The sequence below is a fragment of the Chelatococcus sambhunathii genome, from assembly GCF_001418005.1.
GTDB lineage: Bacteria > Pseudomonadota > Alphaproteobacteria > Rhizobiales > Beijerinckiaceae > Chelatococcus_A > Chelatococcus_A sambhunathii.
In genome coordinates this window covers 250,069-272,429 of sequence record NZ_LIOL01000003.1, presented here as the reverse complement: position 1 = coordinate 272,429, position 22,361 = coordinate 250,069, and the positions used below count along the sequence as shown (strand labels likewise).

21 protein-coding genes are annotated in these 22,361 nt (G+C 68.9%); 3 read left to right on the top strand and 18 right to left on the bottom strand.

The genetic code is table 11. The annotated features are described in order from the left end of the window. Positions 1-78 precede the first annotated feature (78 nt). A complete protein-coding gene (locus ASC46_RS07860; protein WP_055458732.1) occupies positions 79-1,515 on the top strand; it encodes an aldehyde dehydrogenase family protein in 1,437 nt (478 codons plus the stop codon). Between the two features lie 36 nt (positions 1,516-1,551). On the opposite strand, the gene ASC46_RS07855 is transcribed toward ASC46_RS07860, so the two are convergent. Further along, complete coding sequence (locus ASC46_RS07855; RefSeq protein WP_050996660.1) at positions 1,552-2,130, bottom strand: cupin domain-containing protein; 579 nt, start codon at positions 2,128-2,130, stop codon at positions 1,552-1,554. A gap of 155 nt (positions 2,131-2,285) precedes the next feature. Next, on the bottom strand, positions 2,286-3,026 hold the full coding sequence (locus ASC46_RS07850) for an SDR family oxidoreductase (protein WP_055458731.1): 741 nt from the start codon (positions 3,024-3,026) through the stop codon (positions 2,286-2,288). 572 nt (positions 3,027-3,598) lie between these two features. Here ASC46_RS07850 and ASC46_RS07845 point away from each other — a divergent pair. After that, positions 3,599-4,273 (top strand): aspartate/glutamate racemase family protein, encoded by a 675-nt coding sequence (locus tag ASC46_RS07845; RefSeq protein WP_019403499.1) that lies wholly within the window; start codon positions 3,599-3,601, stop codon positions 4,271-4,273. A 4-nt stretch (positions 4,274-4,277) separates the two neighbouring features. Here ASC46_RS07845 and ASC46_RS07840 read toward each other — a convergent pair whose 3' ends face one another. The 6 genes from ASC46_RS07840 to ASC46_RS07815 all read right to left on the bottom strand — a co-directional run bounded on the left by ASC46_RS07840 (position 4,278) and on the right by ASC46_RS07815 (position 10,494). Further along, positions 4,278-5,258 carry an ABC transporter ATP-binding protein gene (locus ASC46_RS07840; protein ID WP_055458730.1) on the bottom strand — a complete coding sequence of 327 codons (981 nt, stop codon included), beginning with the start codon at positions 5,256-5,258 and terminating at the stop codon, positions 4,278-4,280. After that, positions 5,255-6,334 carry an ABC transporter ATP-binding protein gene (locus ASC46_RS07835; RefSeq protein WP_055458729.1) on the bottom strand — a complete coding sequence of 360 codons (1,080 nt, stop codon included), beginning with the start codon at positions 6,332-6,334 and terminating at the stop codon, positions 5,255-5,257. The genes ASC46_RS07840 and ASC46_RS07835 overlap by 4 nt, the downstream gene beginning before the upstream one ends. Continuing rightward, positions 6,321-7,208, bottom strand: coding sequence for an ABC transporter permease (locus ASC46_RS07830; RefSeq protein WP_055458728.1), 888 nt, complete (start codon positions 7,206-7,208; stop codon positions 6,321-6,323). Before ASC46_RS07830 ends, ASC46_RS07835 begins: the two co-directional genes overlap by 14 nt. Then, complete coding sequence (locus ASC46_RS07825; RefSeq protein WP_055458727.1) at positions 7,205-8,158, bottom strand: ABC transporter permease; 954 nt, start codon at positions 8,156-8,158, stop codon at positions 7,205-7,207. The genes ASC46_RS07830 and ASC46_RS07825 overlap by 4 nt, the downstream gene beginning before the upstream one ends. Positions 8,159-8,259: 101 nt before the next feature. Next, entirely contained in the window at positions 8,260-9,864 is a 1,605-nt protein-coding gene (locus ASC46_RS07820) for an ABC transporter substrate-binding protein (protein ID WP_055458726.1), read from the bottom strand. A gap of 3 nt (positions 9,865-9,867) precedes the next feature. Then, positions 9,868-10,494 carry an ureidoglycolate lyase gene (locus ASC46_RS07815; RefSeq protein ID WP_055458725.1) on the bottom strand — a complete coding sequence of 209 codons (627 nt, stop codon included), beginning with the start codon at positions 10,492-10,494 and terminating at the stop codon, positions 9,868-9,870. Positions 10,495-10,711: 217 nt separating this feature from the next. Between ASC46_RS07815 and ASC46_RS07810 the strand changes: the two genes are divergently transcribed. After that, complete coding sequence (locus tag ASC46_RS07810; protein WP_141659668.1) at positions 10,712-11,449, top strand: FadR/GntR family transcriptional regulator; 738 nt, start codon at positions 10,712-10,714, stop codon at positions 11,447-11,449. Here ASC46_RS07810 and ASC46_RS07805 read toward each other — a convergent pair. From ASC46_RS07805 to ASC46_RS07760, 10 genes are all read right to left on the bottom strand, one after another. Continuing rightward, a complete protein-coding gene (locus ASC46_RS07805; protein WP_082464754.1) occupies positions 11,434-12,675 on the bottom strand; it encodes a Zn-dependent hydrolase in 1,242 nt (413 codons plus the stop codon). The two genes, ASC46_RS07810 and ASC46_RS07805, sit on opposite strands and share 16 nt — an antisense overlap. A gap of 169 nt (positions 12,676-12,844) precedes the next feature. After that, the gene (locus ASC46_RS07800; protein ID WP_055458722.1) at positions 12,845-13,792 is read right to left on the bottom strand and encodes a ring-cleaving dioxygenase; all 948 of its coding nucleotides are present in this window, start codon (positions 13,790-13,792) and stop codon (positions 12,845-12,847) included. 89 nt (positions 13,793-13,881) lie between these two features. Next, positions 13,882-14,562, bottom strand: a complete 681-nt coding sequence (locus tag ASC46_RS07795; RefSeq protein ID WP_082464753.1) for a TetR/AcrR family transcriptional regulator — start codon at positions 14,560-14,562, stop codon at positions 13,882-13,884. A gap of 51 nt (positions 14,563-14,613) precedes the next feature. Then, on the bottom strand, positions 14,614-15,477 hold the full coding sequence (locus ASC46_RS07790; protein ID WP_055458970.1) for a sugar phosphate isomerase/epimerase family protein: 864 nt from the start codon (positions 15,475-15,477) through the stop codon (positions 14,614-14,616). Positions 15,478-15,517: 40 nt separating this feature from the next. Further along, the gene (locus ASC46_RS07785; RefSeq protein WP_055458721.1) at positions 15,518-16,702 is read right to left on the bottom strand and encodes a dihydrodipicolinate synthase family protein; all 1,185 of its coding nucleotides are present in this window, start codon (positions 16,700-16,702) and stop codon (positions 15,518-15,520) included. Between the two features lie 17 nt (positions 16,703-16,719). After that, positions 16,720-17,901: a Gfo/Idh/MocA family protein gene (locus ASC46_RS07780; RefSeq protein WP_055458720.1), complete on the bottom strand. Its 1,182-nt coding sequence runs from the start codon at positions 17,899-17,901 to the stop codon at positions 16,720-16,722. Beyond that, complete coding sequence (locus tag ASC46_RS07775) at positions 17,898-19,286, bottom strand: enolase-like domain-containing protein (RefSeq protein ID WP_055458969.1); 1,389 nt, start codon at positions 19,284-19,286, stop codon at positions 17,898-17,900. The genes ASC46_RS07780 and ASC46_RS07775 overlap by 4 nt, the downstream gene beginning before the upstream one ends. Before the next feature lie 4 nt (positions 19,287-19,290). Continuing rightward, positions 19,291-20,115: an ABC transporter ATP-binding protein gene (locus ASC46_RS07770; protein WP_055458719.1), complete on the bottom strand. Its 825-nt coding sequence runs from the start codon at positions 20,113-20,115 to the stop codon at positions 19,291-19,293. An 11-nt stretch (positions 20,116-20,126) separates the two neighbouring features. Further along, a complete protein-coding gene (locus tag ASC46_RS07765; RefSeq protein ID WP_055458718.1) occupies positions 20,127-21,131 on the bottom strand; it encodes an ABC transporter substrate-binding protein in 1,005 nt (334 codons plus the stop codon). 66 nt (positions 21,132-21,197) lie between these two features. Further along, positions 21,198-21,983 (bottom strand): ABC transporter permease, encoded by a 786-nt coding sequence (locus ASC46_RS07760; RefSeq protein WP_055458717.1) that lies wholly within the window; start codon positions 21,981-21,983, stop codon positions 21,198-21,200. Positions 21,984-22,361: the final 378 nt, after the last annotated feature.

Genomic DNA, 22,361 nt, shown 5'->3' with positions numbered 1-22,361 from the left:
ATCCTACCACTGTCATGCATAGAATTTTGAGCGTCCAGCGGCGCTCGGTCGCGGGCATAAATCAAGAGAAGCGAAGCCATGAAGGACCATCTCCAGTTCTACATCGACGGTGCCTGGGTGCCGGCCTCCGGCGGGCGCACGCTCGAGGTCGTCAATCCGGCGACCGAAGAGGCCTATGCCCGCATCGCGCTCGGCGAGACGGCCGATGTGGACAAGGCCGTGGCCGCGGCCAAGCGCGCCTTCGGCCGCTTCGCCCATGCGAGCCGCAAGGAGCGCGTCGAGCTGCTCGAATCGGTGATCGCCGTCTACAAGAAGCGCTACGATGACATCGCCGAGGCCATCAGTGACGAGATGGGCGCACCGATAAGCTTCGCCCGGCAGGCACAGGCCGCCGCCGGCCTCGGCCATCTCTCGGAGGTGCTGCGCGTCCTGCGCGACTACGAATTCGACGAGGTCGTCAACGAGACCGTGGTGACCCGCGAGCCTGTGGGCGTGTGCGGCTTCATCACGCCGTGGAACTGGCCGCTCAACCAGATTGCCTGCAAGGTCGGGCCGGCGCTCGCCGCCGGCTGCACCATGGTGATCAAGCCGAGCGAGGTCGCCCCGATCTCCGGCATCGTCTTCACCGAGGTGATGCACGAGGCCGGCGTGCCGGCCGGCATCTACAACATGGTCAACGGCGACGGGCCGACGGTGGGCCAGGCGCTCGCCACCCATCCGGACATCGACATGGTCTCCTTCACCGGCTCGACCCGGGCCGGCATCGCCGTGGCGCGGGCGGCCGCCGACACGGTCAAGCGCGTGGCGCAGGAGCTCGGCGGCAAGTCGCCCAACATCATCCTGCCCGATGCGGACATCGTGCGCGCCGTCACCCACGGCACGCGCCAGTGCTTCTCCAACAGCGGCCAGTCGTGCAACGCGCCGACGCGCATGCTGGTGCCCGCCGACCGGCAGGAGGAGGCGATCGCCGTCGCGCGCGAGGTGGCCGCGGCGACGGTGGTGGGCGATCCCCGCGCCGAGGGCACGACCATCGGCCCCGTCGTCAGCAAAGTGCAGTTCGACAGGATCCAGCGCCTTATCGAGCAGGGCATCGCCGAGGGCGCCCGGCTCGTCGCCGGCGGCCCCGGCCGGCCGGAGCACCTCAACCGCGGCTATTATATCCGCCCGACCGTCTTCGCCGACGTGCGCAACGACATGACCATCGCGCGCGAGGAGATCTTCGGGCCGGTGCTCTCCATCCTGCCCTACCGGGACGAGGAGGAGGCGATCGCCATCGCCAACGACACGGTCTACGGCCTGTCGAGCTACGTCACCTCCGGCGACCTCGACCACGCCCGCGCCGTGGCGCGGCGCATCCGTGCCGGCATGGTGCACATCAACGGCTCGCCCGGCGACCTCGCCGCCCCCTTCGGTGGCTACAAGCAATCCGGCAACGGCCGCGAGTGGGGCCGCTACGGCCTCGAGGATTTCCTCGAGGTCAAGTCGATGTTCGGGTACAGTCCGAAGGGCACGTGACGAAAGAGGGGCGGCTCGCGGGCCGCCCTTTTCATTTCACAGATAGGGCGGCGAGCAGGCGCTGACGACCGTGCAGCGCCCCTTGCCGACATTGCGGAAGCGGTGCGGGATGCGGCTGTCGAAGAGATAGGCGTCGCCGGCCTTGAGCACGCAGACCTCGTCGCCCACCGTCACCTCCAGCTCGCCCGTCAGCACCACGCCGCCCTCGTGCGAATCGTGGGCGAGCATGGTGAGCCCCGTGTCCGCGCCCGGCTCGTAGCTCTCGTGCAGGATCTGCAGGTTGTGGGCATGGGCGTCGCCCACCTGGCGCAGCGTGAGCTTGCCTCGGGCGCGCGTGCCGTTGACCTGGTGCAGGCGCGAGGTGAGGTCGACGAGCTCGTCGGCGGCAAAAAACACCTTGTTCCTGACCGGCCGGTCCTCCTCGAAGAACTGGGCCATGGTCATCGGAATGCCTTCGAGGATCTTGCGCAGCGAGGCGACGGACGGGCTGTTCTTGTTCTGCTCGATGAGCGAGATGAGCCCGTGGGTCACGCCGGCGCGGGACGCCAGCTCGCGCTGCGACAGGCCGGCGGCTTGCCTGATCTGTCTGAGGCGGGCGCCCACGTCGAATGTCATCTCGTCCCTCCGGCGCATCGGCGCCCCTGCCGCAAGCACGGATTTGGCTGCGGCGCGGGGCATCCGTCAATTGTTCGAAGGGAGCAAATGCCCGAACCGTCAGCGTTCGTCCAGCCGGGCGGTCGGCGTCCCGCTCCCGACCGGCCGCACGACGATCACATCGTCCAGCCGCCGTCGATGACGTGGGCCTGGCCGGTGGTATAGGCGGCCTCGTCGCTGGCAAGATAGACGACGAGGGCCGCGATCTCCTCCGGCTTGCCGATGCGGCCGATGGGCTGGCGGGCGATGAAGGCGGCCTTGGCGGCCTCGTAATCGCCCTGAGCCCTCAGCCGCTCGTCGAGCGAGGGGGATTGCACCGTGCCCGGGCAGATGGCGTTACAGCGGATGCCGCGCCCCACATAGTCGGTGGCGACCGACTTGGTGAGACCGATCACAGCCGCCTTCGAGGCGCTGTAGGCGAAGCGGTTGGGCACCGCCTTCACGCTCGAGGCAACCGAAGCCATGTTGATGATGGAGCCGCCGCCCTTCTCGAGCATGCCCGGCAGATAGGCGCGGATGGTGCGGTAGGCTGCCGTGACGTTGAGCTGCAGCGCGAAGGCAAGATCCTCCGGCGGGCAGTCGAGGATCGCCCCGGCATGGACGATTCCGGCGCAGTTGAAGAGAATGTCGACGGCACCGGTGCGCTCGCGTGCGGCGGAAACGTCGGCGTCGCTCAGCACATCGAGGCGGAAGGGCTCGATGCGGGCATCCGCCTGCTTGAGCGCAGCAAAGGCCGCCTCGTTGATATCCGTCGCGAAGACCCTGGCGCCGGCCCTGGCCAGGGCCACGGCCGACGCGAAACCGATGCCCTGTCCAGCCGCCGTCACCAGCGCCGACTTGCCGCTCAAATCGAACATCCCGGATCACTCCCCATCTGTCGCGGCCACGCCGCGGAGCCTTCACTGGTGGCGCATGGCACCTGCATCTTGCTACTTATCCGCCTCGCAATGGTCGGTACAGACACCGGATCCGTTACTCTCGCAATTTGCGGGCAAGCAATGACGGTCCCCAATCGAGCTGTCATGACCAAGGACGTTATCGATCTGATGGCTGCGAAGGTGCTCTTCAAAGCTGAATGGGTCCGTCATGATTGTCCCCGTGGAGCCCGCCGGGCATATCGGCGGGAGCGATCGCGCTTCCCACCAGCCGCGACTGCGGCCACGGACTGTCACACCGCTCGGGCTGACAACGCTGCCGTTGCAGCGCCATCCCTGCTGCCGCATGCAAGCCATGCGGGGAGGGAATATGCGCTCGCGGCATCTTCGGTCATAGATGGCGCACCGCTCGCGGGCGGTCCGACCTGCCGGCTGCGGGCCGCGAAAACGTTGCGGCACGCGGCTTGCACCTGCCCGCCCATGGACCACTTTCGGGTGCCTCCCGTCCCATGACGGAGCACCGCCGGCAGCGTCGACGAGGTCGTGGAGTTAACGTGCACATCGTCCTCTTCAATCCGAATTCGAACGAGGCAACGACCGACACCATGGTCGCCATCGCGCGCGAGGCGGCGGCGGGTTCGGCCATGATAACAGGGCGCACGGCGCCCTTCGGCGCGCGCATGATCGTCGACCAGACGGCCCTGTCGAAGAGCGGCGAGGCCATCGCGCAGATGGCCAAGGACCTCGCGGCCGAGATCGCGGCCGGCCGGCAGCGCGTCGATGCCGTGATCGTCTCGGCCTTCGGCGACCCGGGCCTCGATGCGGCGCGCGACGCCCTGCCCTGCCCGGTCATCGGCATCGGGGAAGCCGGCATGGCCGAGGCGGCCGCTGGCGGACGTCCGTTCGCCGTGGTCACGACGACGCCCGGCCTCGTCGAGGCCATCAACGCACGCGCGGCCGCGCTCGGCTACACGGCCCAGTTCCGCGGCACGCGCCTCACGGAAGGCGACCCGACCGAGCTGACCGCGGCTCCGGCCCGGCTGGAAGCGGCGCTCGCCGCGGCCGTCGATGCCTCCGTCGAAGAGGACGGCGCCGAGGCCGTGATCATCGGCGGCGGGCCGCTCGCCCGCGTCGCCAAGCTGCTGACGCCCCGCTCCGCCGTCCCGATCATCGAGCCGGTGCCGGCCGCCATCCGCCGGGCGCTGACCCTGTCGGCCGCGGCCGCCTGAAGGTCTACTCAGCCGCCTCCAGCCTGTCCGCGAGAACGCAGGCGACGCGGCGACCCGGCCCCGGCACGATCACCGGCGGCGGGGCCGTGCGGCAGCGCTCGTCGGCGAAGTCGCACCGCGGCGCGAAGGAGCAGGCCTCGGGCGGCCTCTCGAGCGCCGGCGGCGCACCGCGGATCGCCTCGAGCCGCGCACCCTTGACGGCGCCGTGCAAATTCGCGGCAAGCAGGCCCTTCGTATAGGGATGGCGGGCGTCGCGGATGACCTCGGCGACCGTGCCCGTCTCCACCACATTGCCGGCATACATGACCGCAATCCGGTCGGCGACCTCGACCGCGACGCCGATGTCGTGGGTGACGAAGATGACGCCCATGCCGAATTCGCGTTGCAGCTCGCGCAGGAGGAGCAGGATCTGGATCTGCACCGTGGCGTCGAGCGCCGTCGTCGGCTCGTCGGCTAGCAGCAGCTTCGGCCGGCAGGCGAGCGCCAATGCGATCATGGCGCGCTGGCGCATGCCACCGGACATCTCGTGCGGGAAGACCTTCAGCCGCCGCTCGGGCGAGGGAATGCGCACGCGCGTCAGCATGTCGAGCGCCCGCTCCATCGCCGCCCGGCGGCCGAGGCCCTCGTGGCGCATCACCGCCTCGGCGATCTGGTCGCCGATGGAATAGACGGGATCGAGCGCCAGCATCGGCTCCTGGAAGACCATGGAAACCGTGCGGCCGCGGTAGTCGGCGAGCCGGCGGCCCGAAAGCGAGAGCACATCGACGCCGTCGACCGAGATCATGCCGGAGATGGCCGTGCGACGCGGCGGCAGGAGGCGCAGCAGCGTCTTGAGCATCACGCTCTTGCCCGAGCCGGATTCGCCGAGGATGGCAAGTACCTCGCCGGGGGCGAGCGAGAGGTCGAGGCCGTTGACGGCGTGCACCGTGCGCTCGCCGGAGAAGGTGACATTGAGATCGCGGATGTCGACGAGAGGCTTCGTCATGCGGCGGCTCCGACGGCCGAATGGCCGGAGCCGGCCACCAGCATGTGGCAGGCGGCGACGTGGGCCTCCGCTCTCGCCTCCCCTCCCCGGGCCTCGCCGGGAACGGACGCCAGCGCCGGCTTCACCGCCGTGCAGACCGCTTCGGCGAAGCGGCAGCGGGTGTGGAAGCGGCAGCCCGTGGGCGGATCGATGGGGTTTGGCGGGTCGCCCGCCAGGGGCGGCTCCTCGGTGCGCGCATCCGGGTCCATCGACGGCATCGCGGCAAAGAGCGCGGCCGTGTAGGGATGCGCTTTACGGGCGTAGACCGCCTCCGCCGGGCCGATCTCCACCACCTCGCCGAGATACATCACCATCACCCGGTCGGAGATGTAGCGCACCACGTTGAGGTCGTGCGAGATGAAGACATAGGTGAGGTCGCGCTCCTCCTTGAGGTCGGCGAGGAGGTTCAGCACCTGCGCCTCCACCGACTTGTCGAGGGCCGACACCGCCTCGTCGAAGATGACGAGGCGCGGCGCCATGGCGAGCGCCCGCGCAATGTTGACGCGTTGGCGCTGACCGCCGGAGAGCTCGTGCGGATAACGGCCGGCAAAACGCGCCGGCTCGAGGCCGACACTCGCCAGCAACTCGCGCGCCCGCCGCCGCGCCTGCCCTTCGCTCATGCCGTGCACCCTGGGGCCGAAGGCGATGGAATCCTCGATGGTGAGGCGCGGGTTGAGCGAGGCGTAGCTGTCCTGAAACACCATCTGCACGCCGCGGCGCAGCTCGCGCAGCGAAAGTTCGTCGCCAAGGCGGTCGCCGTCGAAGATGATGTCGCCCGCGTCGAGCGCGATGAGGCCGACGAGGAGGCGCGCCGTGGTCGACTTGCCGCAGCCGGATTCGCCGACGATGCCGAGCGTCTCGCCCTTCACCACCTCGAAGGAAACGCCGTCGACGGCGTGCACCGTGCCGGTGCGCCGGCCGAAGAAGCCGGAGCGGATGGGGAAATGCCGCCTGAGGTCGCGCGCGATGACGAGCGGCTGCTGCGGGCCGCCGCGGTCGGGCAGCGGCGCAACGGGGGCAAGGTCAGTCGCGGACATTCATCGCACTCCTGAGGCCGTCGCTGACGAGATTGAGGCAGAGCGACGTGACGAAGATCATGAGCCCCGGCAACGCCGCCACCCACGGGTTGATGTAGATGGCCGTGCGCAGGGTGTTGAGCATCAGGCCCCATTCCGGCTCCGGCGGCTTGACACCGAGGCCGAGGAAGGAGAGCCCGGCGGCGAGGATCATCGAGACGCTGGTGAGGCTCGTCGCATAGACGAAGATCGGCCCGAGCACGTTGCCGAGGACATGCACGCGCACGATGGTGAAGGCGCCCGCCCCGGACGCCCGCGCCGCATCGACGTAGTCGAGCGAGCGCACGCTCGCCGTGACGCTCTCGGCGACGCGGGTGATCGGCGGCACGAAGACGATGGTGAGCGAGACGAGGCTATTGACGATGCCGGCCCCGAGCGCGCCGGATATGGCGATGGCGAGCAGCACCGAGGGAAAGGCGAAGAACACGTCGACGAGGCGCATGATGACGGTGTTGGTGCGCCCGCCGACATAGCCGGCGACGAGGCCTAGTACCGTGCCGATGCAGAAGGCCGCCACGACGGGCGTTATGCCGAGGAAGAGCGTGAGCCGGCCGCCGTAGACGAGGCGGGCCAGCATGTCGCGGCCGAGCTCGTCCGTGCCGAGCGGGAAGCCGGGCGTGCCGATCCTGCGCAGACGCCGCGCCATGCTGCCGGCATAGGGGTCGGCCAGGCCGAGATAGGGCGCAAAGATCGCCGCGAGGATCAGCAGGAGGAGCAGGACGGCGCAGCCGACGGCGACCGGATCGCGCCGGAAGCGGCGGGCGACGCCCGACCAGTAGCCCTGCGTGCGCTCCACCGGGGCGGCGATGCTCTCGGTGATGACGGCCATCGTCATGTCCTCTTGATGCGCGGGTCGATCACCGTCTGGGCGAGATCGACGAGGAGGTTCACGGCGACGAAGAAGAGCGCCAGCACGAGGATGGTGCCCTGCAACAGCGGCAGATCACGCTGGAAGATGGCGTTGGAGAGCAGGAAGCCCGTGCCCGGCCAGTTGAACACCGTCTCGATGAGGATGGAGCCGCCGAGGAGATAGCCGAGCTGCAGGCCCATGACGGCGAGCGCCGTGGGGGCGGCGTTGCGCACCACGTGGCGCAGCACGCCGCCGTGCATCAGCCCCTTGGCATAGAGCGCCTGGACGAATTCCTGCGAGAGGATGTCACCGACGAGGGCGCGCACGGTGCGCGCAACGATGCCCATGGGCACGACGGCGAGCGTCACAGCCGGCAGGACGAGATAGCGCAGGTGCTCTGCGTCCCAGCCCCAGTCGCGCGAGCCGCCGGGCCCCGCCCCCATGGCGGGCAGCCAGCCGAGCGTGACGGAAAAGACGATGACGAGCACCATGCCGAGCCAGTAGTTCGGCACCGAGACCCCGGTGATGGCGAGGGCCGTGACGGCCCGGTCGACACCGGTGTCGCGGAAATAGCCGGCGACGAAGCCGCAGAGGAGCCCGAGCGGAAAGCCGATGAGGCTCGCCGCCGCGGCGAGCACGAGGGTGTTGCCGACAGCGGTCATCACCTCCCCCGCCACCGGCCGGCCGGTGGAGATGGAGCGGCCGAGGTCGCCCGTCGCCGCCTTGGCGACCCACAGGCCGAACTGCACCGGCAGCGGCTTGTCGAAGCCGTAGGCGGCGCGCATCTCGGCCTCCTGCTCGGCCGTCGCGTCGAGCGGCATCACCGCCACGAGCGGATCGCCCGGGGCGATGTGCACAAGCATGAAGCAGATCAGGCTGACACCGAGCGCCACCGGGACGACATAGACGAGGCGCCGGAGAAGATATGCGAGCATGCGTCGTCCACCCTTCGTGAGATGCGCCGCATCCGTTCGATGCCCGGAAGCAAGGGGCGCGGCGGACCCGGCCGGCATGGCGCCGGCCGGGAGCGCTGGGGTCAGTCCATCGTGATGGAGCCGAAGTTCTGGTACCAGTTCTGCGCCTGGACGAAGCCCTTGACCTTCGTGCTCATGGCGCGCGGCGCGACGTCGTGCGTGACCATCAGGAAGAGTGCCTCGTCGACGAATTTCTCATGCGTGCGCCGCATCACCTCGTCCTGTGCGGCAGCATCGAAGGTGGTGCGAATCTCCTTGAAGAGGGCGTCCATCTCGGGGTCGCAGTAGTGGCCCCAGTTGGTGCCGTTCGGCGGCCTGAGATCGCAGGCGAGGTGCCGGATGAGACCGGTGAAGGGATCCTGGATGAAATAGCTGAAGTTGATCGACTGCGTGCCCTTGGCGCTCTCGTGCCCGGCGCCGGCGCGCCAGATGTTGATCATCGTGTTCCATTCGACGACCTCGAACTCGACATCGATGCCGACCTCGGCGAGGTTCTGCTGGATGAACTCGTTCATCGGCAGCGGCAGCATCTGGCCGGAGCCGGAGGGCGAGATCAGCGCCTTGACCTTGAGGCGCTTGTCAGGGCCGTAGCCGGCTTCGGCAAGCAGGGCCTTCGCCGCCTCAGGGTCGTACTTCACCTCGAAGGTCGGCTCGCCGAACCATTGCGAGCCGGGCGTGAAGAACCCCTTGGCCGGGAGCATCAGGCCGCCGAGCAGCTCCTTCATGCCTTCGCGGTCGATGGCGAGATTGGCCGCCTTGCGGATGCGGATGTCGTTCCAGGGCGAGCCCTCGAGGCGCGACAGGTGCCACGTCCAGTTGTGCGGCAGGGCGTTGGAGACGATCTGGTGGCCGGCCCCCGTCAGCGCCGGGATGACGTCGGGTGCCGGGGCCTCGATCCAGTCGACCTGACCGGACAGGAGCGCGGCCGAGCGCGCGTTCGGCTCCGGCAGGGGCACGAGCACCATCTTGTCGAGCTTCGGCACCCGGCTCTGGTCCCAATGGTCCTTGAACGGCACGAGATCGGCCCGCTCGCGCGGCACGACGTCGGCCAGCATCCAGGGCCCCGTGCCGGACGGCTTCTTGGCGACCGCTTCCCAGCTCTTGCCGAGCGCCTCCCAGTTGGCGGGCGAGGACATTAGGATCCAGGCGAGCTGATAGGGCAGCGTCGCATCCGGCTCCTTGGTGACGATCTCGAGCGTGTACTTGTCGAGCGCCTTGTAGGCGGCGACGGCGGGAATGCGCGACTTGCCCTGCGCCGCCTGGCGTGGGTCGTATTGCGGGCTCTTGTCATCGAGCAGCTTGTCGAGGTTCCACACCGCCGCCTCGGCGGTGAACGCGCTGCCGTCGTGGAACTTGACGCCCTCGCGGATCTTGAAGGTCCACCTGGTCTTGTCCGCCTCGTCCACCTTCCATTCGGTGGCGAGGCCCGGGATGAGGCCTGACGGCTTGTCGGCGCTCGTCAGGTCCCAGTTGATGAGCGCGTCATACAGCGTATAGCCGATAAAGCGCATGCCCTCGCCGCCGTTGTCCGTCTGGCCGGTGGTCAGCGGAATGTCGGAGGCGGTCATGCCGATGCGCAGCGTGCCGGCGGCAAACGCCGGGGCCGCCAGCGCCGTTCCGGCCAGGACCGCCGCGGCGAAGGCCGTTCTCAGTCGCCCGATACCCATGCTCTAAACTCCTTCCTGTCCTCTGGTCTTGTCGCTCCGATCATTCGTGGCGGATCGGATGAAGGATGCGATGGCGGCCGCGCCGACGATCCCGGGACGGCCGGGGAGCGGGAGAGGCCGGTCGAGCCGCGCCTGGCGCAGCCGCTCGCGCTCGCCCTCCCACACGGCCATCAGGAATCCGGCCGGCCGGTCGGCCGTGGTGAGCGGCGCATGCCAGACGCCGGGCCCGTAGACGATGGCCTGGCCGTGCCGGCCGACGAAGGCGGCGAGCGTCCCGGCGGCGACGGCGCCGTCCTCGCGCGCCAGCGCCACGACGACGAGCGGCGCACAATCCTCGAGCGGCAGGAAGGCCTGCGCCGAGAAGGGATGGCATTCGAGGCCGGCGATGCCGGCCCCGGCCGGCCGCGGCGAGACGGCGAAATGGGCGAGGCACAGCCGCGCCGTCGGATCGCGGCTCTCGAGGTCGAGCAGCGCGTCGCGACGCCGGGCATGGCCCTCGTTCACGACGGCGGCCGCGCCGACCTCGATGACACGGCCGTAGGGCGCGAAGGCAGCCGCGGACAGCGGGCGCCAAGAAACGCCCGGCGTCGAGGAAATGGCGTCCTGCCCCGTCTCGCCAATGCCGTTCATGTCGGCCTACGCTCCAAGTTCCGGGCCTGATGTTCCGGAGGTGATGTTGCAGACTTGCCAATCCCGGTGCCGGCCAGCATGGTGACGAGCCGGACTGACCGGTCTGACCAGTCAAGGCTGCGATCTGCCGCTTTCCGGTTCAAGCAACAAGTCTAGGCAGCGGCGCGCGAAAATTGGTCAACGGAGCACCGCGAAGGATGAGACGGGAGGCAGGAAGGTGACACCAGCCATGCCGCGCGGGCGTGAGCATCGCTCCGTACCGATGAAGACGGCAGAGGCCATCGAGGCCATGATCCGGGCCCGCGGTCTCGCCCCCGGCGACCAGTTGCCGGCCCAGCGCACGCTTGCCCAGGATTTGGGCATATCCCGCCCCTCGCTGCGGGAGGCCCTCTCCGTGCTCGAGACGCTCGGCATCGTGCGCATCGAGATCGGCCGCGGCGTCTTCGTCGCACCGCGCGAGGAAGGGCCGAAGGCGCCGTCGTGGCGTTTCGGGGAAAGCTTCACGCTCGCCGAGGTCTTCGAGATGCGCCTTGCCGTGGAGGGCCTCGCCGCCATGCTCGCGGCGCCGCGCATGCCCCAGCCGGCTCGCGAGACACTGGCCGCCTCTGCCCAGGGCATGGGCAATGCCGCCCGGCGGGGCGATGTCGTCGGCGCCGCGGAGGCGGACACCGTCTTCCACGACCTCGTCGTCGCCCATTGCGGCAACCGCCTCCTGCAGGAGGTGCACGGCCGCACGCACGCGCTGACCACCGAGAGCCAGCGCGTGCCCATGGTCGCGCGCGACAGCCTGTTCGACACGGCCGACGAGCATTTCGCGATCCTCGCCGCCTTCGTCGAGCGGAACGGCGAGCGCGCCCGCGCCGCGATGGAGGCGCACATCCGCGCCGCCGCCGGGCGCGCGGGGATCCACCTCGGCGCCGGTCCTGCGGTGCCGATGCTTCAGGCGGTGCCGTAGCAGCGCCGGTCGTGGTCGAGCACGGCCGCGAGCAGCACCTGCGCTCCCGCGCGGCATTCCTCATAGGACGTCGCCTCGGCCTCGTTGTGGCTGAGCCCGCCGGCGCAGGGCACGAAGATCATCGTCGTCGGTGCGATGCGCGCCACATAGGCCGCGTCGTGGCCGGCGCCGGAGACGATCTCCCGCCAGGAGAGCCCGAGCCCGTCCGCGGCCCGGCGCACGGCATCGACGAGGGCCGGGTCGAAGGCGACGGCAGGCGAATTCCAGACCTGCCGCAGGGCGTGCTCCAGACCGCTCGCGCGGCCCGCCTCCTCCACCGTCGCGAAGAGCGCCTCCTCCATGACATCGAGCGCCGCATCGTCGGGATGGCGGAAGTCGACGGTCAGGAAGACATGGCCGGGAATGACGTTGCGCGAATTGGGGCCGACCTCCACGAGGCCCACAGTGCCGACGCCGGGCGGATGCGTCCGCGCGATGGCCTCGACCGCGCCGATGATGCGGGCCGCGCCGACGAGCGCGTCGCGCCGCAGGGACATCGGCGTCGAGCCCGTATGCGCCTCCCGTCCGGTCAGCGCGATCTCGTACCAGCGCATGCCCTGCACGCCGGTGACCACGCCGATCGCCTTCTCCTCGGCCTCGAGGATCGGCCCCTGCTCGATGTGCAGTTCGAACATGGCGCCGAAGGCCGTGGACCCCACCTTGGCCGGCCCGCGATAGCCGATCTCATCCAGTGCCTCGCCGAAGGTCACGCCCTGCCTGTCAGTGCGGCTGTCGGCATAGGCGCGATCGAAGACGCCGGCATGGACGCCCGAGCCGAGCATGGCGGGCGAGAAGCGCGAGCCCTCCTCGTTGGTCCAGTTGACGAGCATGAGGGGCGCGTTCGTCTCGTAGCCGGCCTCGTCCAGCGTACGCAGCAATTCGAGCCCGGCGAGGACGCCGAGGATGCCGTCGAACTTGCCGCCGGTCGGCTGCGTGTCGAGGTGGCTGCCGACGGCGATCGGCGGCACATCCAGCCTGCCCGGCCGCACGGCGAACATGTTGCCGACCTCGTCGACCGTGACCGTGCAGCCGAGGTCCTCGCAGGCGCTCTTCAGCCAGTCCCGCGCCTGCCTGTCGCGGTCCGTCAGCGCCAGCCGGCTGATGCCGCCTTTCGGCGTGCCGCCGATGGCCGCCGTCTCCATGATCGACCGCCACAGGCGGTCGGGATCGATCGTCAGGTTGTGCATCTGCTCCTCATTGCCGGTTCGACCTTCCGGCAACGGGAGCAAAAGCCGTACCGCTTTCCCTAAACCTTTCCTATGCAATTGAACCGGAAAGGCTTCCATCCTTTTAAACAGAACATTTTCTTCGCGCCAAACCGGCATCCACTTCGGCGCAAATTCGGCGCAAAATGCGTTAGAGCGGCTTCAGATTGGCCTCGATCGCCGCCCGCTGCGGCTCGAGGAAGGGCGGCAGCGCGAGCTTCTCGCCGAGGCTGTCGAGCGGCTCGTCGACCGCGAAGCCGGGGCCGTCGGTCGCGATCTCGAAGAGGATGCCGTTCGGCTCACGGAAGTAGAGCGAACGGAAGTAGTAGCGTTCCACCTCGCCGCTGTTGGGCAGTCGGGCAGAGCCGAGCCGCGCTGTCCAAGCCTTAAGAGCGTCCCTGTCCGGCGTGCGGAAGGCGACATGGTGGACACCGCCCGCCCCTTGCATCGCCGGCCCGAGGCCGGGCTCGGCAAGGACGTGCAATTCGGCCGCCGGGCCGCCCTCGCCCATGGCGAAGACATGCAGCGTGGTGCCGCCGTCGACGGGATGGACGCGCTCAGGCCGCATGCCGAGCACCTCGGTGAGGACGAACTGCGTCGGCGCGAGATCGGGCACCGAAAGTGTGATCGGCCCGAGGCCGCGGATCTGGTGATGCGCCGGCACGGGGCTGTCCGGCCACGGATGGGCCTCGCCCGAACCGCCGTCGTCGACGAGGTGGAGGCGCTGGCCCTCCGGGTCCTCGAAGACAAGTGCGGCGCGCCCCGCCCGCTCACCGATCTCGCCGACCGTGCAGCCTGCCTCGGCAAGATGCTCGCGCCACCAAGCGAGGCTCTCCTCGCCCGCGACCCTGAGGCCGGTGTTGACGATGGCATGGGTGCCGCGCCGCTCGCGCCCCACGGGCCAGTCGAAGAAGGTCACGTCCGAGCCGGGCGAGGCGGCGCCGTCGCCGTAGAAGAGGTGGTAGGCGGAGGTATCGTCCTGGTTCACCGTCTTCTTGACGAGGCGCATGCCGAGCACGCCGGTGTAGAAGCGGTGGTTCTCGCTCGCCTGCGCCGTGATCGCCGTCAGGTGGTGAATGCCCGTCAGCGTGTGATCCATGGCCGTTCTCCTCGCCGAAGCCTCAACGACATATCGGCGGGGAGGCGGGCATTGCAATGTCAGCGCCGGGAATTGTCCCAGGGGGACGGTCAGGCCCGGATGCCTGCCAGGATAAGATCGACGACGTGGGCCCGGCGCTCGGCGATCTGCTTCTTCGACATCAGGTCGCGGTCGAGGATCACCGACAGGGTGAAGATGTTGGAGAAATAGAAGAAGGACACGCCGGCAATCGAGATCCACAGCTGCGCCGGGTCGATGCCGCTGCGGAAGACGCCGGCCGCCACGCCCTTGTCGAGAATGTCCTGGATCATGCCGATGAGCGGCGAGTGCATCGTCTTGATGCGCGTCGAGCCCTTGAGATGGCGCGCCTGGTGCAGGTTCTCGCTGTTGAGCAGGTTGATGAAGGTGCGCTCGCCGACAAAGGAATCGAAGGTGAAGGCGACAAGCGCCCGCATCGCCTTCTCCGGCGCGAGTTGCTCGAGATGCAGGCGCAGTTCGGCCGTGCGCACGCGCTCGTAGGCCGCCTCGAGCACGGCGAGCCACAGCCCGCGCTTCGAGCCAAAGTAGTGATAGATCATGCGCCGGTTGGCGCCCGAGCGCTTGGCGATGGCGTCGATGCTCGCACCAGCGAAGCCCCGCGAGGAGAACTCCACCGTCGCGGCGGCGAGGATGTTGCCGCGCGTCCGCTCGGGATCGCGCGTGCGCACCTCGCGCTTCGCTACCGCGCCTTCGGGCGCCGCTGTCGCCTCGGCGGCCTTCGTTTTCGCCATGCCGTCGTTACGCTCCACTGCCCCGGCGTGACGAAAGACGCCCCGCCCCTTCTAGACTGCCGACCGATGGCGGGCGATGCAGGTCGCCAGCACCTCGTCCATCGGCCTTGCCCACCAGTCCTCGGAAAATATCTCGACTTCCGCATAACCCGCGTAGCCCACCGCTTCAACTGCGGCGCGGATGGGTTTGAGGTCGATGACGCCGTCGCCCATCATGCCGCGGTCGAGCAAGAGGTCGCGCGTCGGCACCAGCCAGTCGCAGACATGATAGGCGAGCATGCGCTCGCGCCCCGCCCGCGCGATGCCGGCGAAGAGGTCCGGGTCCCACCATACGTGATAGACGTCGCAGGCGACACCGAGAAAGCCGGTGCGAGCCGGATCGAGCCGGTCGCAGATGTCGAGCGCCTGGCCGAGCGTGTTCACGCAGGCGCGGTCGGCGGCGTACATCGGGTGCAGCGGCTCGATGGCGAGCGGCATGCCGATGGAGCGGGCATAGTCCAGCAGTTCGCTGATGCCGTCCTCCACCATGATGCGCGCCGCGCCGAGGTCCTTCGACGGGGCCGACCCCGGCCGCGAATATTGCGGCAGGCCGCCGACGACGAGGACAAGGCAGGGCGCGCCGAGGGCCTTCGCCTCGTCGACGGCGCGGCGGTTGTCGTCGCGCATCTCCGCAAGATGCGCCGCATCGCTCGGGAACATGCCGCCACGGCAATAGCCGGAGAGTTCGAGTCCGGCTGCCTTGACGGCAGTGACCGCCCGATCGAGCCCGACAGCCGCCACCTGGTCGCGCCACGGCGAGATGGCGCGGATCTCCGCCCGCGCGCAGGCGTCGATGATGGCGAGAAGGTCGCCTTGCTTGCGCACGGTCGCCGTGTTGATCGACAGGAAGCGGTGGTCCCGCGAGAAGTCGCGCAACGCCGCATCCGCGACGGTGGAAGCGATATGGTTCATGCACTCATCCTTCCACGCCGCGCGTCGCGAGCACGTGGCGCATGCGCCTGACCGCAAGGGCCGGATCGCGCAGCAGGCCGGCCGCATCGGCGAGCCGGAAGAGCTCGGCGAGATGCAACGTCGAGCGCGCACTCTCCTGGCCGCCGACCATGGTGAAATGGTCCTGCCAGCCGTTGAGATAGGCCATGAAGACGACGCCCGTCTTGTAGAAGCGCGTCGGCGCCCGGAAGATGTGGCGCGACAGCGGCACCGTCGGCGACAGGATGTCGTGGAAGGTCGCTTCGTGCCCCCTGGCGAGGCTGACGAGCGCGGCCGAGGCTGCCGGCGCGATGGCATCGAAGATGCCGAGCAATGCGTCGGAATAGCCCTTGTCGTCGCCGGCGATCAATTCGGCATAGTTGAAGTCGTCGCCGGTATACATGCGCACGCCCGGCGCAAGGCGCCGGCGCATGGCGATCTCGCGGTCCTTGTCGAGCAGCGATATCTTGACGCCGTCCACCTTGGCCGCATGGGCGTTGATGATGGCGACCGCCGTGTCCATGGCCACCGCGAGCTCGCGCGTGCCCCAGTAGCCGGCGAGCGCGGGATCGAACATGTCGCCGAGCCAGTGGATGATGACGGGCTCGCGCGCCCCCGTCAGCAGCCGGTCGTAGACGCGCACGTAGTCGTCGGGCCCCGCCGCCACGCGGGCGAGCGCCCGCGAGCACATGAGGATGATGCGCCCGCCGACCTTCTCGATGGCCTCGAACTGCGTCTCGTAGGCCGCGATCACCTCGTCGACGCTCTTCACTGCGGCAAGGTCGAGATGGTCCGTACCGGCGCCGGAGAAGACGAGCGCCCCGCCGCGCGCCTTCGCCGCCGCGACCGAGCGCGTGATGAGATCGAGCGAGGTCGGCCAGTCGAGGCCCATGCCGCGCTGGGCCGTGTCCATGGCCTCGGCGACGCCGAGGCCGAGGTCCCACAGGTGCTCCCGGTAGGCTATGGTGCGGTCCCAGTCGATGGCGCAGTCGAGCCACGGGTCCGCCTCGCGCAGCGGATCAGCGACGACATGCGCCGCCGAGAAGGCGACGCGGTTCATGGGGCCGGCCGCGCGCTCGGGAAAGTCGCGTGGCGCACGCGGCCGGAAGGTCTCGAGCGACCGGTCGGCGCGCGGCAGACGGATGGTGAGGCTCTGGTCGACGACGTTCATGGCCTGTTTCCCTGCCCTCACTCGGCCGCCTGGGCCCGCGCCGCCTTCAGCGGCAGCGGCGGTACGTCGACCCAGCGGCGCTCGCGCCAGCTCTCGAGCGCGCATTCGACGAGCTGCACGCCCTTGGCGCCCTCGCGCAGCGTGTACTTGTAGGGCGCGCCCTCGACGACGTGGCGGATGAACATCTCCCACTGGGTCTTGAAGCCGTTGTCGTAGACGGCGGTGTCTGGCACCGGCTGCCAGTCGGCATAGAAGTCGTGCGTCTGCTTCTGGTCCGGGTTCCACACCGGGCGCGGGGTGCCCTGGCGGGCCTGCATGACGCAGTCGGTGAGTCCGGCCACCGCCGAGCCATGCGTGCCGTCGACCTGGAAGGTGACGAGGTCGTCACGATAGACCCGTACGCACCAGGACATGTTGATGTGGGCGATGACGCCGCCCTCGAGCTCGAAGGTGGCATAGGCGGAATCGTCGGCGGTCGCCGGGTAGGACTTGCCACGCTCGTCGACACGCGCCGGAATGTGCGTCGCGCCGAGGCAGGAGACGGCCTTCACTTCGCCGAAGAGATTGTCGAGCACGTAGCGCCAGTGGCAGACCATGTCCAGGATCATGCCGCCGCCGTCCTCGCTACGGTAGTTCCAGGACGGGCGCTGCGGTGCCTGGCCCCAGTCGCCCTCGAAGACCCAGTAGCCGAACTCGCCGCGCACCGACAGCATGCGGCCGAAGAAGCCGGAATCGCGCAGGAACTTCAGCTTCTGCAAGCCGGGCAGGAAGAGCTTGTCCTGCACCACCCCGTGCCTGACGCCCTTGGCGTCGGCAAGCTCGCAGATCCGGAGCGCCTTGGTGAAGTCGGTGGCGATCGGCTTCTCGCAATAGATGTGCTTGCCGGTGGCGATCGCCTTCTCCAGCAGTTCCGGCCGCATCTGCGTCGTCGCCGCGTCGAAGAAGATGGTGTCGTCGGGATTGGCGATGGCGGCGTCGAGGTCCGTCGTCCAGCGGGAGATGCCGTGGGTCTTGGCGAGCGCCTCGACCTTCTCGGCATTGCGGCCGACCAGGATGGGGTCGAGCTGCACGCGCGATCCGTCCGACAGCGGCACGCCGCCCTGCGCGCGGATGGCGGCGACCGAGCGGATGAGATGCTGGTTGAGCCCCATGCGGCCGGTGATGCCGTGCATGACGATGCCGAGAGTACGCTGGCTCATGATGTCTGCCCTTCGAGAATGGATTGGGAAGTGAGGCGCGCGAGGCTGCCCCAGATGGGTTCGGCGCCGCCGGCAAGGCCGGGAACGCGGAAGAGGGAACGGGTGGCGAGCGCGCCGCTGCCGGTCGCGAGTTGCAGGCGACCGTCGCGCTCCTCGTAGAGGTCGGGATGGGCGGCGGCGAAGGCCTCCGCCTCTTCCGCCGGCGCCGGCCCGAAGCCGTCGACATAGTGATGACCGTTGCGCTCGACGTGGCCAAGGCCGAGGAGCGCGACGAGCGCCGTGTCCTGCTGCACGCCGAGGCCGGCCTGGCAGGTGAGGTCTTCACCGCTCAGGAAGCAGTGACCGGGGCGCCCTGCGGCCTCGTTCAGCGCCCGGGCCCGCACGGCATTGAGGAGCGACTTGTAGAGGCCCTTGCAGGCCTTGGACGAGACGCCGCGGTAGCCGCGTGCCACCGCCTCGGGAAAGGCATCGTAGGTGCCGTCCGCCTCGTCGATGATGAAGGCCATGCCCTCAGCGACGTCGCCGAGGTCGTGGGCGAGGGTCGTGGCACGGTCGAGCGGCTGCTCGACATACATCAGCCGCTCGCGCAGGGGAGCAAGGGCGGCATCGGACGTGAGCGCCTCGACGAGCGCCGCGAGGCCGGGAAGGTCGTATTGCTCGTTGGCGTCGAGCGTCACGCCCGTGATGGTGCCCGCCCGCGCCATGATGCCAGCGATCTCGGCCAGGCGCGCCCGGTCCCGCGCAACGTCGCCGCCGAGCTTGAGCTTGAGGTAGTGGAGCGACGAGCGCGCGATCTCGCCGGGCAGCTCCGCAAGATCGTCGCCGAGGCCGACCGTCCAGCGCAGGGCAACCTCCGCCCGCGGCGCGAGACCGGCGAGGAAGTCGTCGATCCGCCCGGCCTCGATGTCCGGCGTCAGCCGCGCATCGAGCCCCGGCAGGTTGCGCCTGAGGCCCGTCGCGGCGTCGACGCCGAGCGCCTTGAACAGGGCGTCGAGGATCGCCTTGTCGATGACGGCGGGGCCGTAGCCGCGCACCAGCGCCGGCGCCGCATCCTGCGCCGTCTCGCCGACCGTGCGGGCATGATGCCCGAAGGCCGTGTCGAAGCCGCGGGCATCGCGATAGACCGCCGCGGCCCGCGTGAGCCCGGCGCGCAGGTCGTCGATGGTGTCGGCGGGGCTCTTCGCCGGGTTCTTGTCGAACCACTTCGGCATCATCATCTCGGCCGCGGCGCCCGTCGCGATACCGTGGCCCTCGACCTCGACGGTGACGCACACGAAGGCCTGCGGCGCCGCCGTCACGCTCACCGCGCCGAAGCGGAAGGCATGCGTGAACGGCACGAGCCGCTCGAAACAGGCGATGTCGAGGAGGCGAAGCCGTGGGGCCATGGCGTCAGTCCAATGCGCCGCGGGCATAGAAGTGCCCGCGGATTTCCTTGGTGATCTCGGCGAAGCACCGTTCGCCCATCATCTCCAGCGAGCGCGGCCGCGGCAGGTCGACCTTGTAGATCGCCTCGACCGTGCCGGGACGCGACGACATCACCACCACCCGGTCGGCCAGGAACACCGCCTCCGGGATCGAGTGGGTGATGAAGATGATGGTCTTGTTGGTCTCGCCGTGGATGCGCTGCAACTCGAGGTTCATGTGCTCGCGCGTCATGGCGTCGAGCGCCCCGAAGGGCTCGTCCATCAGGAGCAGCGCCGGGTCGTGCACCAGCGCCCGGCAGATGGCGGCGCGCTGCTGCATGCCGCCCGAGAGCTGCCAGGGATACTTGTCCTCGAAGCCCTTGAGGCCCGCCGTCTCGAGCAGTTGGTGCGCCCGGGCGAGATGCGTGGCGCGGTCGAGGCCGCGCACCTCGACGGGCATCATGACGTTGCGCAGCAGCGTGCGCCAGGCGAGCAGGACCGGGCTCTGGAAGACGATGCCGACATTGTCCGGCGGCTCGCGCACGGCCTCGCCGTCGATGCGCACCTCGCCCTCGGTCGGCGCGATGAGGCCGGCGAGAAGCTTCAGGAGCGTGGACTTGCCGCAGCCCGAGGGGCCGACGACGGCGATGAACTCGCCCTCGTCGACGTCGAGGTCGACCGGGGACAAGGACGGCACGTCCCCGGCCCGCGTGCGGTAGGTCTTGCTCAGGCCACGGATCTCGATGAGACGGCGCGTCCTGGCCGGCTCGTCCCGGCTGATCACGGTGAAGCGGCGCGCAGCGGCAGGCATCGCGGCACCCCTCACTGGCTCGCCGCGGGCAGGAAGTCGTTCGTGTAGAACGCCTTCGGATCCCCGGCCGACGCCGCCTCGACGCCGCCGTACTGTACCAGGAGATCGACCGTGTCGGCCATGATCTTGTCGCTCACGCGCCACGGCCGCTGCCCCTTGGTCTCGTCCGTGTGATAGAGCGGGATCGTCAGCTCGAAGCCTTCCTGCAGGGTCTCCTTCTTGCCCGCCTTGGGCAGGGCCTCGAGCACGGCCTCGGCCGCCTCGGCCGGGTGCTTCTCGGCATATTCGATCGACTTCGTCGCAGCCGCCATGAAGCGGCGCACGAGATCGGGGTTCTCGCCGAGCATGTCCCTGTGCACGAAGATGCCGGACGAGACCATGTTGATCCCGTAGTCGGCGAACATCACCGGGAAGACATCCTTGCCGGTGGCGTCCTTGATCTTCATGCTCTGGTCCATGGCATAGCCGAGGAGCACGTCGGCGCGCCCGTTGATGACGGCGTTGAGCTTCGTCTGGGCGTCGCCGGAGACGACCTGGAAATCGCCCTCCTTGAGGCCCGTGCGCTTGAGGAACAGGGGCCAGATCTGCGACATGGAATCGCCGGGCGTCATGGCGACGGTCTTGCCCTTGATGTCGTCGGGCGTGCGGATGTTCTTCTCGGAGAAGCCCATGACGGACATGGGGCTCTTCTGCAGGGCGATGCCCGTGGCGACGACCGGCGCGCCCTTCACGGCGGCGCGGATCATGGTCGGCACGTCGGCATAGCCGAAGGGCACCGTCTTGGCCGCCACCGCCTGCACGGTCAGCGCCGAGCCCCTCCCCTCCTGGATGTCGAGGTCGATGCCCTCCTCCGCGAAGAAGCCTTTCTTCTTGCCGAGATAGAAGGGCGCGTGCTCGCCGTAGACATACCAGTTGAGCAGCAGCACCGCCTTGTCGGCGGCCTCGGCCTGCGCGCCTGCGAGAAACGCCGCGATACCCGCCAGGGACAAGATCTTCACAAACCGGGCCTTCAACATGATGTCCTCCCCATAAGCTCTGTCGGAGCGTTGCTTCGGTGCTCCCGTCTTGGCGCGGGATGAGGATCAGGCGGTCGCGATGACGTCGGCGCGCTGGCTGGCGTGCCAGGGCACGGCCAGGCGCTCGACGAGGTCGACGATCCAGAACAGGACGACGCCGATGAGGGCGAGGATGGTGAGCGCCGCGAACATCGTCGGCAGCTCGAAATTGCCGATGGAGCGCTGCAGCACGAAGCCGATGCCGGAATTGGCACCGACGAACTCGCCGACCACGGCTCCGACCACGGCGAGCGTCACCGATACCTTGAGGCCGGAGAAGATCGACGGCAGCGCGTGCGGCAGGCTGACGATGATGAAGGTCTGCAGCCAGGAGGCCTTCACCGAGCGGGCGAGGTCGCGCATGTCGGGCTCGACCGACTTGAACCCCTGCACGCCGGCGACGACGACGGGGAAGACGCCGAGCAGGAAGGCGCAGATGACTTTCGGCGCCATGCCGAAGCCGAACCAGACGACGAGCAGCGGCGCCACCGCCACCTTCGGGATCGACTGCGAGAAGACGAGCAGCGGATAGAGATAGGCCTCCACCGTGCGCGAACCGGCGATGAGCATGGCGAGCGGAATGCCGACGGCGACCGAAAGGGCAAAGCCGCCGATGGTGGCAATCGTCGTCGGCATCGATTCGGCGAGCAGCATGTCGCGGTCGTGGACGAGGACGAGGATGACGTCCCACGGCTTGGGCACCAGATAGGGCGGGATGGCGAAGAGCCTGACCGCCAGTTCCCATAGAACGACGACGACGACCATGAGACCCACCGGCCGCACCCAGGCCGAATCGAGCCATTGCACAAGCATGCGTCCGCTCGCACGAGAACCCGCGGCTGGGGCCATGGTGCCGTCCTCCCGATGAAGCGCGAGAATCGCGCGGGCGTGTGATCACGCTCTTAAGTAACTCATCAGGTAGTTACTATTGGGCGAGAGCGGCGACCTGTCAAGCACCGCCCGGGCAAGGCCCGTGACGCTGCGGCGGCGCCGGGAACGGCGCCAGGCAATGAGGCAGTGGCTATGGACCGGAAAAGAGGGATTATACAGCAAGAATGCGGCCGCGCCTCTCCCGCAGCGGAAACTGAGCAGGGCCGGGGTCCACCTTCTGATGTGCAAGTCCGACTTGCATGCGGGGAGAAGGGTCAACGGGCCATCCGAGGCCCTGGTATCAGGCGAAGCAGACGACCT